Source organism: Nesterenkonia sedimenti (assembly GCF_012641515.1).
Taxonomy (GTDB): Bacteria; Actinomycetota; Actinomycetes; order Actinomycetales; family Micrococcaceae; genus Nesterenkonia; species Nesterenkonia sedimenti.
In genome coordinates this window covers 1-13,385 of sequence record NZ_JABAHY010000003.1, presented here as the reverse complement: position 1 = coordinate 13,385, position 13,385 = coordinate 1, and the positions used below count along the sequence as shown (strand labels likewise).

At 65.0% G+C, this 13,385-nt stretch carries 9 protein-coding genes and 1 tRNA gene; 8 read left to right on the top strand and 2 right to left on the bottom strand.

Going from position 1 to position 13,385, the window contains the following annotated elements:
* Nucleotides 1-21 precede the first annotated feature (21 nt).
* Nucleotides 22-1,677, bottom strand: a complete 1,656-nt coding sequence (locus HGQ17_RS04490) for a phosphotransferase (protein ID WP_324615186.1) — start codon at nucleotides 1,675-1,677, stop codon at nucleotides 22-24.
* Nucleotides 1,678-1,803: 126 nt separating this feature from the next.
* On the opposite strand from HGQ17_RS04490, the gene HGQ17_RS04485 reads away from it, so the two are divergent.
* On the top strand, nucleotides 1,804-3,948 hold the full coding sequence (locus HGQ17_RS04485; RefSeq protein ID WP_168886782.1) for an ATP-dependent DNA helicase UvrD2: 2,145 nt from the start codon (nucleotides 1,804-1,806) through the stop codon (nucleotides 3,946-3,948).
* Nucleotides 3,949-3,990: 42 nt separating this feature from the next.
* Here HGQ17_RS04485 and HGQ17_RS04480 read toward each other — a convergent pair whose 3' ends face one another.
* Nucleotides 3,991-4,527: a M48 metallopeptidase family protein gene (locus HGQ17_RS04480; protein WP_168886781.1), complete on the bottom strand. Its 537-nt coding sequence runs from the start codon at nucleotides 4,525-4,527 to the stop codon at nucleotides 3,991-3,993.
* A 100-nt stretch (nucleotides 4,528-4,627) separates the two neighbouring features.
* Between HGQ17_RS04480 and HGQ17_RS04475 the strand changes: the two genes are divergently transcribed.
* The 7 genes from HGQ17_RS04475 (at nucleotide 4,628) to HGQ17_RS04445 (ending at nucleotide 13,256) form a co-directional block, all read left to right on the top strand.
* Nucleotides 4,628-5,050: a hypothetical protein gene (locus tag HGQ17_RS04475; protein WP_168886780.1), complete on the top strand. Its 423-nt coding sequence runs from the start codon at nucleotides 4,628-4,630 to the stop codon at nucleotides 5,048-5,050.
* Nucleotides 5,051-5,160: 110 nt separating this feature from the next.
* Nucleotides 5,161-5,334 (top strand): hypothetical protein, encoded by a 174-nt coding sequence (locus HGQ17_RS04470; RefSeq protein WP_168886779.1) that lies wholly within the window; start codon nucleotides 5,161-5,163, stop codon nucleotides 5,332-5,334.
* Nucleotides 5,335-5,459: 125 nt separating this feature from the next.
* Nucleotides 5,460-7,043: a zinc-dependent metalloprotease gene (locus tag HGQ17_RS04465; RefSeq protein WP_168886778.1), complete on the top strand. Its 1,584-nt coding sequence runs from the start codon at nucleotides 5,460-5,462 to the stop codon at nucleotides 7,041-7,043.
* Nucleotides 7,040-8,101 (top strand): YlbL family protein, encoded by a 1,062-nt coding sequence (locus HGQ17_RS04460; protein ID WP_168886777.1) that lies wholly within the window; start codon nucleotides 7,040-7,042, stop codon nucleotides 8,099-8,101. The genes HGQ17_RS04465 and HGQ17_RS04460 overlap by 4 nt, the downstream gene beginning before the upstream one ends.
* A gap of 53 nt (nucleotides 8,102-8,154) precedes the next feature.
* The gene (locus HGQ17_RS04455) at nucleotides 8,155-11,322 is read left to right on the top strand and encodes a UPF0182 family membrane protein (RefSeq protein ID WP_168886776.1); all 3,168 of its coding nucleotides are present in this window, start codon (nucleotides 8,155-8,157) and stop codon (nucleotides 11,320-11,322) included.
* 19 nt (nucleotides 11,323-11,341) lie between these two features.
* A complete protein-coding gene (locus HGQ17_RS04450; protein WP_168886775.1) occupies nucleotides 11,342-13,093 on the top strand; it encodes a variant leucine-rich repeat-containing protein in 1,752 nt (583 codons plus the stop codon).
* An 89-nt stretch (nucleotides 13,094-13,182) separates the two neighbouring features.
* Nucleotides 13,183-13,256, top strand: a tRNA-Met gene (locus HGQ17_RS04445).
* Nucleotides 13,257-13,385 lie beyond the last annotated feature (129 nt).

Sequence of the window (13,385 nt, the reverse complement as noted above, 5' to 3'; positions counted from 1 at the left end):
GGGCCGGATCGATCAGCCGGATCAGCTGCCCGGCGGGCGCAGGCCGGGGTGGCGCTCATAGATTGAACCCTCCGATGTCGAGGACTCCTTCTCCGCGGAGGCCTCACCCTGCGGTTTCTCCGATTCGGACTCTTCGGCACTGGCAGCAGAGGGGGCTGAGGCCGCCGAGCCGGTGCTGTTCGCCGAGCCCGCGGAACCAGCTGACCCCGTGGAGGCAGCGGAGCTGGCAGATGCTGCCGATCCCGCCGAACGTCCACTGGCAGCCGAGGCGGCCGAGGCCGGGAAGTAATTCTTCTGCTTGGCCCTCTGTTCACTGCGCGCATCGGGACGAATCGGCAGTGAGGAGGAGATCGGATCCTCCTCGAACTCCTGGACATCGTCCACATAGGCCGGCAGCTGGTCGGTGGGCGGATCCTCAGCCGGTGCGCTGGGCTGTGGCGAAGCCTGAGGCCGGGGCCGGATAGGAGTCACGGCACCGGTGGGCTCATCATCGCCAGCACCGGGGGAGGGGATAGCGCCGGTGGGCTGTTCGGAGGTATCACCGGTGGCCGAGATTTCCTCAGCATCAGCACCGGGGTTCACCTCACCAGTGGTATCGGTGCCGTCGTCGATGATCACTGCCGGTTCGTCGTCGTCATCGTCTTCCCAACCACCGGCGATAGTGGCTGCAGCCCCGGCACGCATCACCGGTTTGGAGTCCTGGGTGTCAGCGGGTCCGCGCGGTTCCTCACCCTCCATCGGGGTCAGCGCGATCGGACGGCCGCCATAGGTCTGAATGTCATTGGCCAACTGGTTGAGCAGACCCAGGGCCTCCTCAACCATCTGCTGGTTCTCTCCGGTCTGACCGCGGACCAGCCAGCGGGCTAGGGCGAACTCCGCGCTCAGGCCGGCCCGGCGCAGAATATGTTCATCGGCCTCACCTTTGAGGTTGCGCCGGTAGGCACCCATCACCGCATCGGCGAACTGCTGGCTCGGGGAGGCGATCAACCAGGCCAGATCATCGGCGGGATCCCCGATATGCAGATCCGTCCACCCGGTCACGGCCACCACACGGGGGCCCTCGATGAGCAGATTGTCCTCATGCATATCCCCATGGACCACAGTGGGGGAGAACTCCCAGAGTTCCTTCTCCTCCATGGCATGCTCCCAGCGGCGCAGCAGCAGCGGCGGGACCTTACCGGTGGCGGCTGCGGCATCTAGCTCATTGAGCCGACGCTGACGCAGCTGCTCGGCTGAGTACCGGGGCAGCTCGGCGTGATCGACCACCGACTCCGAGAGGTCATGCACGGCAGCCACAGTCCGGCCCAGATCCTCGACCAGCTCGGCGGCCGAACCGGTCAGCGCCGCCAGTTCCTCCGGGGCGCCGGGGAGGTGGTTATAGACGAAGATCCGCATCTCCCCGACCCGGGTCGCCCCGGCAACGGAGGGAACGCGGAAGGGCAGCTCGGCGCGGATGGCAGTGGAGAACCCGCGCAGCACCTGAACTTCGGTCTCCAGGCGCAGAGCAGCCTGGGCATGCTGAGGCCCGCGGACACGCCAGCGGTTGCCGCCGCCGTCGACGACCACAGCGGACATGAAGTCCCGGGCGTCATCGGGGGCATCGGCCACACCCGTGGGGGAGAGGCCGGGCACAGCACGGGTAGCCAGAGCCGCCAGTTCCATCGAAGTCCATCGCACGCATGCCAGCCTATGCCGCTTGAGGCCTCCTTCCCTGTCAAAACACGGTCACAGGGCCAATATCTGGGGGCCCCTGCCTGTGGATATCTGGTCCGAGCCGGTCAGCGACCCCGGTACCGTAGAGCTATGACCGTTGCCCAGGATGCCCCCGAAGCCGTATTGGAAGGCCTCGATGAGGAACAGCGCACTGCCGCTGCCACACTGACCGGCCCACTGTGCATCCTCGCCGGGGCCGGCACCGGCAAGACCCGGGCCATCACCCGCCGGATCGCCTACGGGGTGCGCAGCGGAGTCTATGACCCCCACCGGGTGCTGGCTGTGACCTTCACCGCAAGGGCCGCAGCCGAGATGCGCTCGCGGCTGGCTTCCCTGGGTGCCCCGGGCGTGCAGGCCAGGACCTTCCATGCCGCGGCCCTGCGCCAGCTGCAGTACTTCTGGCCGGTGGCCGTGGGCGGGACGATGCCGCAGATCCTCGACCATAAGGTCCGGCTGCTGGCCGAGGCCGCCAAACGCCTGCGGATCACCACCGACCGGGCCAGCCTGCGCGACTTCGCCTCCGAGGTGGAATGGGCCAAGGTCTCCACCCTGACCCCGGAAGGTTATGTGGAAGCCGCCACCGGACGGGAGGCCCCGGCAGGGGTGGATCACCAGAGCTTCGCCCGGCTCTACCAGGCCTATGAGGACCTCAAATCTGACCAGCATCTGATGGACTTCGAGGATGTGCTGCTGTTCACCGCCGGCATGCTGGAGAACGATGAACGGGTCGCCGCCCAGATCAGACAGCAGTACCGGCATTTCGTCGTCGATGAGTACCAGGACGTCTCCCCGCTGCAGCAGCGTCTGCTGGACAACTGGCTGGGCGGACGTGAGGAGCTCTGCGTGGTCGGCGATGCCGCCCAGACCATCTACTCCTTCACCGGGGCCAGCCCCGACTACCTCATGCAGTTCCGGCGCAGCTACCCCCAGGCTGAGGTGGTCAAACTTATCCGGGACTACCGCTCCACCCCACAGGTGGTCTCCCTGGCCAATACCCTGCTGGCCGACCGCAAACCCGGTCTCGGCGGGAATGAGGCCCCCTGGCCGACCCCGCTGCAGCTGATCTCCCAGCGCGAGGCCGGTCCCACCCCAGTGCTGACCGAACACCCCGACGACGACGCCGAGGCCGCCTGGGTGGCCGAACAGGTCTCGTCCCTTCAGGAGCAGGGGGCGGCGCTGAGCCAGATCGCGGTGCTCTACCGCACCAATGGGCAGTCCCAGGCCTTCGAGCAGGCCCTGGCAAGTGCAGGGATCTCCTACCAGCTGCGCGGCTCGGAACGGTTCTTCTCCCGCCGCGAGATCCGCGAGGCAATGGCCGCCCTGCGCACCTCCTCCCTGGTCCAGCAGCCCGAGGCCGGAGGCGAGCCGGAAGAAACAGTGCCCGAGGCCGTGCGGGGAGTGCTCTCCTCCATCGGCTGGTCGGCCAAAGCGCCGACCTCCACCGGTGCGGTCCGGGAACGCTGGGAGTCTCTGGCCGCCGTCGTCGCCCTCGCTGATCAGCTGGCTGCCGAACGGGAAGAGTTCACCCTGCGGGAGTTCCTCGCGGAGCTGGATGAACGCTCCGCCGCCCAGCACGCCCCCACCGTGGAGGGGGTGACCCTGGCCTCCCTGCACTCCGCCAAGGGCCTGGAATGGGATGCGGTCTTCTTAGCGGGACTCTGCGAGGGGCTGATGCCGATCACCTTTGCGCAGACCCAGCGGGAGATCGATGAGGAGCGCCGGCTGCTCTATGTCGGCATCACCCGAGCTCGTAAACACCTCTACCTCTCCCACGCTTCAGCCCGGCATGCCGGGGGACGGGGTCGGCGCAAGGCCTCTCGGTTTCTGATTCCGCTGCGCCGCAGCCTCGGTCTGGAGCCCGCCGCCGTGAAGATCGCCCCCGGCGGCGGAAAGCCCAGCCCCAATGCGGCCACCCGGAAAGGCCCGGTGACCTGTGCCGGTTGCGGGGAGGTGCTGACCGTGGCCACCCAGATCAAACGCCGCCGCTGTGAGACCTGCCCGCCCCGCTACGATGAGCAGCTCTTCGAGCATCTGCGGGCCTGGCGGCTGGACTACGCCAAGCGGCTGCAGTTGAAGGCCTTTATGGTCTTCGCCGACTCCACCCTGGAACTGGTCGCCGAGCATAAGCCCACAACTGATGAGGATCTGCTGAAGATCCCGGGGATCGGCACCAAGAAGCTCGAACAGCACGGTGCCCCGCTGAAAGAGGCACTGACCGAATACCTGAAGACCTAGCGGCAGGGGCCCCGGAGGGCGCAGGCAAGTATCGGGCCCAGGTCAGGTGCTGGCCCACTGCACTCCGGCGAGGAAACCATCGGCCTCCTGGGTGCGGGGGTAGCGGTTGACCAGCTCCTGGAACCTCGGGCCGTGACCGGATTCCACCAGATGCGCCAACTCATGGATCAGCACCGCATCCACCACCCACTCCGGCATCCCCCGCAGCCGGGCTGAGAGCCGGATAGTGCCCTCGGTGGTCGTCGTCGAACCCCATCGCTTCTGCTGCCGGGTCGACCATGTCACCGACCTCGGGCTGATCGGCAGATCAGGGAAGTACTTCGCGATCAGCTCCTCAGCACGGGAGTGCAGGGCCTCGTCACTCTTGGCAGCCTGGGGCTGACGTGCGGCAAAGCGCTTCATGAACTCCCGGGCATGATCCTCGACCTCCACCCGGGAGGTGCGCATCGGCACCCGCAGCTGCAGCACCCCACCATTGAGGGCGGCGCTGACCGTGCGCCGCCGCTTAGCCGATCGGATAACCCGAACCTCCTGACCGTCCACGGTCATGGGGTACTCCACGATTCCCTGCCTGCTCATGACAGCAGAGACTACCTGCGCCTGCCGAGACCCGCGGATACTCCGGGCCAGGCTGTGGATAACTCAGCTGGCGGGGCGGTGAGGCCGGAATAATAACCATATGGGTGCAGCAGTGACAGAGGCCCGACGGCGGCTCAGCACAGTCCTGGTCGAAGGGCTCGAGGAACTGGGCTTCACCCTGGCCAGACACCTCATCAGCGCTGGAATAGGCACAGTGCTGCTCTGCGATGAATCACCTGTCACCGGTGCTGAGAACAGCTACCGCAGTCTCGATGAAGGCCGACCACGGGCGGAGGCTGCCCTTTCCCTGCTGGAGGACCCCGGCGGAACCAGCGTATTGGCCGAGGCACCCGAGGGGGCGATCACCAGTGGAGTAGACCTTCGGGTGCTCTGCGTATCAACTGCGGCACTGGATGCCCTGGGCCAGCATCCCGAGGCCCTGAGATACGACTGCCCCATCCTGCCGGTGCTGCACAGCCCCGGAGGCCCACCGGCGTCGAGATACGGATCGGCCCTCTGCTGAACCTTCCCTCGGGGCCCTGCCTGGGGTGTCTGCTCAGGCATCGGCAGTCGAGCACCGTACCGTCCAGTCCTGAACCGCCCAGCCCCGGGACAGATTCCCCGGTCCTACCGGTGATCCCAGCTGCGGCCGCGCTCGCCGTCTGGCAGGTCCTGGTGCTGATCGACGGCCGTCATAGCGCAGATATGGAAACCAGCGGATGGCTGCTGCAGGCAGAGGCCGGAGAGCTTATGCAGTTCCAGACCCGGCAGCATCCGGACTGCCCCTGCCTGACCCAGCACCGGTAGGACGGAACGCCATCGGATCACTGATCTGTCATCCTGGGGCGAACGAACCGGACAAACCCCAGGTAGCAGGGATACTCTGGGCTTCACGCTTGGTCAGACGTCTACTTCCTAGGGAGCCACCAGCCATGACGGATAAGTCCGACGGTCACTCCGGCGAAGACCGCGGAGGCAATGAAGAGGAGTTCCTGCGCAAACTCTTCGGCGAAGCCTTCGGTGAGAAATCTGAGCCTGGCGGTGAAGACGATAAGAACGACGACGCCGATAACCAGGGTTCCACAAACCGAGGCCCCTCTATGGGCTTCACCGGCAACCCCGGGGCCGGGTCCTCAGGCGACCAGGGCCAGGCCGGTGGTTTCCCCGGCTTCCCACCCGGTTTCGACCCGAGCCAATTCGATCCCAGCCAGCTGGGCGCATTCGGCGCCGATCCGGCCATGATGCAGCAGATCATGGGCCAGGTACAGGCGATGTTCTCCGCCATGCAGAACCAGGATGGCGAGGAAACCATCAACTGGGATCTGGCCAAGAACGCCGCCGTCTCCGCCATCGGCTCCGATGACGCATCGGTGACCCCGGCGGAGTCCAAACAGATCGACGACGCCCTCCGGCTGGCCGAGATGTGGCTTAATGACGCCACCAGCTTCGAGGCAGTGGGCGCGATCGGTCAGGGCTACAGCCGCCGGCAGTGGATTGAGCAGACCTTCGAATCCTGGAAGCGGCTGACCACCCCGGTGGCCGAATCCGTGGGCCGGGCCATGGCCCAGGTGGTCCGCCAGCAGCTCGAGGACGGCGACGGCGCACATATCCCCGAGGAGCTCAAAGGCATGCTGCCGCCGGATGCAGCCGGGCAGATGGCCTCCATGATGGAGCGGATGGGCTCGATGGCCTTCGGCACCCAGATCGGCCAGGCCATCGGACAGCTGGCAGCCGAGGTGCATTCGGCCTCCGATATCGGCCTGCCCCTGGCCGGGGACACTATGGCCCTGATCCCGGCGAATATCAAAGCCTTCGGTGAGGGCCTGCAGGTCGAGGACGAGGAGATCCTGCTCTACCTCGCCCTGCGTGAGGCCGCCCGGATGCGGCTGTTCATCCGCGCCCCCTGGCTGCAGGATGATCTCTTCAACGCCGTGGCCCAGTATGCCGCCGGAATCCACATCAATATGGAACGGATCGAAGAGGCCGCAAGCCAGATCGACCCCTCCAATCCCCAGGAGATGGAGGACCTCTTCGGCGACGGTCTCTTCCAGACCGACCGCACGCCGATGCAGGAGGCAGCACTGCGCCGGATCGAAACGACCCTGGCGCTGGTGGAAGGCTGGGTGGACGACGTCGTCGCCCAGGCCGGATCCCACCTGCCCTCCCTGGAGAAGCTGCGCGAGACTATGAACCGCCGTCGGGCCAGCGGTGGGCCGGCAGAGGCCACCTTCGCCGCACTTGTCGGCCTCGAGCTGCGGCCCCGCCGGCTGCGCGATGCCGCCGCACTCTGGGCACATCTGCGCGAGACCGATGGTGCCGCCGGCCGCGATGAGGTCTGGTCCCATCCCGATGTCCAGCCCGATGAGGCTGACCTCGACGACCCCCAGGGCTTCCACCGCCGCCGTGAAGAGCGGCAGCAGGAGGCGGCCAATATCGACGAGGAACTCAAGAAACTCCTCGACGGCGGCTATGAGGGCCCCGGCAGTGACGGACCCACAGGCGGGCAGAACTCTTGACCCTGCGCACAACCGTTCAGGCGGCCTCCGGTATCGGGGCAGTGGCCCTGGGAGTTACCGCGCTGTTCCTGCCCGGTGCGCATGTGATCGAATCCCCCGGCCCGATCTTCGACACCATCGGAGAGGTCGAAGGGATGCCGGTGATCACCGTCCAGGGTGCAGATACCTATGCCACTGAAGGCACCCTGGCGCTGACCACTGCCTATGTCTCCGGGGGGCCGGTGACCGATGTCCGGGTCGCCAGGGTCATCGGGGGCTGGCTGGCACCCAGCCAGGATGTCGTCCCCGAACCCTATGTCTACTCGCCCGGCACCACCTCCGAGGAGGTCGCCGAGCGTAACACCAGCACTATGGCCTCCTCGCAGCAGATATCTGTTGCGGCCGCCCTGGAGCACCTGGAGGTGGACTTTGACGCCCAACTCGTCGTCGTCGGCTTCACCGAACGCGGGGTGGAAGAAGGCGTGGAGGAGAAGCTCCAGCTCGGTGATGAGATCACTGCAGCGGCAGGGGAGCCGATCTCCGGGATCGAAGGCCTCCGGCAGGCAGTTAACGAGGCAGAAGGCGAACCGATAGAATTGACGGTGGTCCGTGACGAGGAGGAACTCAATATTGAGGTCCCCACGTTCCAAGAAGCCGACGGCGAATACTACGTAGGTATCGGTGCCGACAGCCGGCTCAACTTCCCCGTGGACGTTGATTTCCGGCTCGAGGACGTCGGCGGACCCTCAGCCGGACTCATGTTCACCCTGGGACTCATCGACACGATGACCGAGGAATCACTGACCGGCGGAGAACATTGGGCCGGCACCGGCACGGTGGACCCCGACGGGACAGTGGGGATCATCGGCGGCCCAGCACAGAAAGCAGTGGGCGCCAATGAGGCAGGCGCAGACCATTTCTTGGTACCACGCGTGAACTGTGATGAGCTGGAGGGCAGGATTCCCGGCGACCTCGCGGTCTACGGGGTAGATGACGTCGACGAGGCTGTCGCCGTCATCGAGGCCGTCAGAGACGGTGATACTGAATACTTGGACAGCGTCGAACCATGTGGGCGCTGAGGCAGAACAAACACTTGCACTGATATGAGCATGACCAGAGACGAGGACAGACGTTGAGTTTCTCTCAGGGATTCGGCAATTCGAACCCGTTTTCCGGAGGCATCTTCGGATCGGGACCGGGGGGTAGAGGTGGATCCTCCGGGTCCGGCGACGGCGGGGACGGCCCCACCGAGCGCCAGGAGACCGGAGGTCGCTCCCGGCGGCCATCAGCACTGATCATCACGATCATCATCATCGCCGCCCTGCTGGGTGCCTTCATCGCCTTCTCCGGCTTCTACGCCGAGGTCATGTGGTACTCCCACCTGGGCTACTCCGAGGTCTTCTGGACCGAGTGGATGGCCCGCGGCGGAATCTTCGCAGCATCCTTCCTGGTGATGGGTCTGCTGGTCTGGCTGAGCCTCTTCTACGCATTCCGCTCCCGGCAGCAGGACCTCGAGGGCCAGGTCAGCGATTCTGTGGGCCGCTACCAGTCCACGCTGACCTCCATGCGCCGGCTGCTGATCTGGGGACTGCCGGTCCTGATGGGTCTCTTCGCCGGCACCGCCGCCCAGGCCAACTGGGAGACAGTGCTGCTGTTCTTCAACCAGGAGCCCTTCGGGCAGACCGATCCCGAATTCGGCCTGGACTTTGCCTTCTATGTCTTCACCATGCCGTTCCTGAACTTCCTGGTCGGCTTCCTGATCTCGGCAGTGCTGGTCGCCGGTATCGCCGGTGTGCTCTGTCACTACCTCTTCGGCTCCATCCGGATTGAGCAGAACGGCAAGTTCATCGTCGAGACCGGTGCCCGTTGGCATGTGGCCGTCACCGCCGCACTGTTCCTGCTGCTGCAGGGTGTGAACTGGTGGCTGGCTCGCTATGGCACCCTGCAGGACCAGGGCGGCAACTGGGCCGGTGCAATGTTCACAGATATCAATGCCGTGGTCCCCGCCCAGGCAATTCTGGCAATCTCGGCCGCTCTGGTCGCCGCGGTCTTCATCATCACCGCGATCACCGCCCGCTGGCGCTTCTCGATCATCGGTACTGCCATGCTGATCGTGGCAGCGATCATCGGTTCCGGCGTCGTGCCCTTCCTGGTTCAGGAGTACCGGGTCTCGCCCACCGAGCAGACCCTGGAACGGGACTACATCGAGCGCAATATGGAGCTGACCCGCTTCGCCTACGGTCTCGATGAGCTGGAGAAGCAGAACTACGACGCCGCCACAACCCCCGAGGCCGGTGCTCTTGAGGGCGATGAGGCCAATATCGAGAACATCCGTCTGCTCGACCCCAATCTGGTCTCCAATGCCTACCGCCAGTTCCAGCAGTTCCGGCCCTACTACACCTTCCCGGACACGCTGAGCTTCGACCGCTACGAGATCGACGGCGAAACTGTCGACACTGTGGTCACCGCCCGTGAGGTCACCACTGACTCCGACTCCTGGGTCAACCAGCACCTCATCTACACCCACGGCTACGGACTGGTCGCCGCCAACGCCAATACCGTCACCCCCGAGGGCCGCCCGGACTTCAGCCTCCAGGGCATCCCCACCACCGGTGAACTGGCCAGCGACGAGGACTACGAACCCCGTATCTACTTCGGTGAGTTCTCCCCGCAGTACTCCATTGTGGGCGCGCCTGAGGGTGAATCCCCGATGGAGCTGGACCGCCCAGCCACCCAGATGACCGAGGACGAGGACGGCGAAGGCGCTGAAGGTGAAGCCGATGAGGGCGAGGACACCCAGTACACCTTCACCGGTGACGGTGGACCCTCAGTGGGCAATACCTTCAACCGGCTGATCTACGCACTGAACTTCCAGTCCCCGGAGATCCTGCTCTCCGGAGATATGAACGAGGAATCTCAGATCCTCTACGACCGGCACCCGCGGGAACGCGTGGAGAAGGTCGCCCCCTACCTGGAGGTCGACCAGAACGTCTACCCCGCCATCGTCGGTGACCGGGTGAAGTGGATTGTGGAGGGCTACACCACCTCCAGCGACTTCCCCTACTCCACTGAGCAGCAGCTGGAGTCCGCAACCCAGGACGCCCTGACCCAGGGCGGGCCCCAGCTGACCGGTCAGGTCAACTACATCCGCAACTCGGTCAAGGCCACAGTTGATGCCTATGACGGTTCTGTGGAGCTCTACGCCTGGGATGATGAGGATCCGATCCTTCAGGCCTGGCAGACCGTGTTCCCCAGCTCCTTGAACTCCTATGAGGATATGAGTGCCGAGCTGCTGGACCACGTCCGCTACCCGGAGGATATGTTCCGCGTTCAGCGTGAGCTGCTCACCGAGTACCACGTGGATGATCCCGGTACTTTCTATGAGGGCAATGACGCGTGGTCGGTTCCGGATGACCCCACCACCGACGACGACATCTACCAGCCCCCGTACTACATGACCCTGCAGATGCCGCAGCAGGATGAGTCCAGCTTCCAGCTGACCTCTACCTTCATCCCGGCCACCACTGCTGATGGTCAGCAGCGCAACGTGCTCTACGGATTCCTGGCCGCATCCGGTGATGCCGGAACCGGCGAGGACGGGGTCAAAGCCGAGGACTACGGCCGGCTCCGGCTCCTGGAGCTGCCGCGTCAGACAGCCATCCCCGGTCCGGGACAGACCCAGGCGAACTTCGATTCGCACACCACGGTCGCCCACCAGCTGAACATTCTGGACCAGGCCGGCTCCACGGTGATCAACGGCAATATGATCTCCATCCCAGCCGGCGGCGGCATCCTGAATGTTCAGCCGGTCTACGTCCAGTCGGCCGGAACCGAAGCCGCCTACCCCGCACTGCGTATGGTGCTGGTGGCCTTCGGTGAGAATGTCGGCTACGGCGACACCCTGCAGGAGGCTCTGGACGACCTCTTCGGCGGTGATGCCGGAGCCGAGGCTGCTGAAGGTGCCGGTGTGGACGCCGAGGCAGTCGAGGACGAGGTCGTCGAGGGTGGTGTCGAGGATCCTGAGGCACCGCCGGAGGAGGACGAGGAGGAAGCATCTCCGAGCCCCACTCCGGAAGAGACTGAGGAAGCCACCACTGAGGACGATGAGGACGAGGACACTCCGACTGTCGAGGGCGACCAGGAGCAGCTTGACCAGCTGCGACAGGAAGCTGCTGATCTCTGGCAGCAGCGCAATGACGCCTTCGGCGAGGGTGAACGCTCCGAATACCTGCAGCTGGAAATGGAGCTTGAGGAGAAACTCGACGAGCTCTTCACCCTCGAGGATCAGCTCAACAACTGAACGGAGACAGTAGGAAGTCATGAGCAACTGGCCACAGGGGGATCCGGCAGATCGGGCTGCAGACCCAAGCACCACAGCGGCGGAACTGCACCAGCTGGCTGCCAATCACCCGGAGCTTCGCCCTGCCATTGCAGAGCACCCCAATGCCTATGAGGGTCTCCTGCAGTGGCTGGGCGGGCTGGGCGATCCCCAGGTGGATGCCGCCCTGGCACGTCGGAACCAGCCGCTCAGTGAGCAGCCGACTCAGGCCATGGCCACCGGACCGGAACCGGATGCCACGGACCCCGATGCCACCCAGGCTATTGCTCCCCAGGAATTGGAATCTCAGCCCGAACCCTCAACCGAGGCGCTGAAGGCTGCTGATTCCAACACCAGCCCTGCCGAACTGCATGCTCTGGCTACCTCCAACCCAGAGGTCCGGCCGCAGATCGCTGAGAACCCCGCGGCCTACCCAGGTCTGCTGGAGTGGCTGGGATCCCTCGGCGACCCCGAGGTGGATGCGGCACTGGCCCGGCGGAATGCGGACCAGCCGCCTACCGCCGCAGCTGACGCTGAGTCCACCACAGTGATGCCGGCCGCTGCGGGCACCCCGGAACCCACTGAGGAATTCGGTGCCGTCGGTGGCCGGCAGCCCTATGCGGAGCCGGAACCGGAACCCGAGCCGGAGCCGGACCACTACGACCAGTACGCCTATGCGCCCGGAATGGCTGCCCCCGCCTATGGGCACCCCGGACAGTACGACCCCAATGCCGGTTACCGGCCCCATGCTCCCTGGCAGGAACCTCATCTCGAAGAGGAGGAGGAAGAGGAGAAGAAACGCGGTGGTCTCTGGGCGCTGCTGATCGTTCTGCTGCTTCTGCTTCTGGCCACCGGTGCCGCCCTGTACTTCATCTTCTTCGGCAACCCCTTCGATGACGAGGAAGAGGGTCAGGGGGATCAGGCCAAGGTCGAAGAGGAAGAGGCCGGGGAGGAGGAAGATCCTGCCGAGGAACTCACCAGCGTTGAGCCTGAGGCCCCACAACATGACCCTGAGGCGAATGCGGTCAGCGTGCCCGAGGTCGAAGGTGTCAGCTACAGCGAGGGCCCCGGCGTCGTCGAAATCCCCGAGAACGGCCTGACCATCTCCGCAGAACCCGAGGAGGGCTACGAGTTCCCCGAGGGTGTGCAGAGCCAGTGGGACTACGAATACGAGCAGCAGGATGAGGAGGTCACTCCCGAGGAGCCGACCCATGATCCGGATGAGAACCTGGTCGAGATCCCCGATGTCGAGGGTGTCGAGTACAGCGAATCCGGACCTGAGGTAGAGGTCACCGAAGAGGGTCTGGTCATCACCGCATCCCCCGAGGAGGGCTACACCTTCCCGGATGACGCAGAGACCCGCTGGGAGTTCGACTACGAGGATGAGGAAGAGGAGCGCCCGGCCCCTGATGGAGCTAGCAACCTCTCCGGGTTCTCCGCCCCGAGCCAGAACATTCACTGTGAGCTCGAGGACGATTCAGTGGTCTGCACGATCAACGATTTCGACTTCTCCTCGCCCTCCGGCTGTGGAGACAGTGACGTGACCCTGCGGGTCACCGACGACGGCGATGCCGAGGTCGACTGCGGAACCACTATCTCCTCCCAGGGGGCGAGCCTCCAGTACGGCAATGCCGGCACCAATGGCGATTTCGCCTGCACCTCGGATGAGTCCGGCATCGAGTGCTGGTCCACCCGAACCGGAGCCAGTTTTGAGCTCGCGCGTGAGGGCTACAGCCTCAACGACGCCGACTGAGAGGCAGCGGAATCGGCCCCATCCGGCTCGATTTTGCGCAGCGTTAACCAGCATGTAAGATAGATAAGTCCCGGAAACGGGAATCCCAACGCGGGGTGGAGCAGTTCGGTAGCTCGCCGGGCTCATAACCCGGAGGTCGCAAGTTCAAATCTTGCCCCCGCAACGAAGAGGAAAAACCCCTGACCATGAGGTCGGGGGTTTTTCTTTGCCTACTGACCTCGGCGATGGACGGTTATAGGCAGAAATGTGTGTATAGCCCGGGCGTGTCACGGCCTGCCTGCCCAGCCTGATC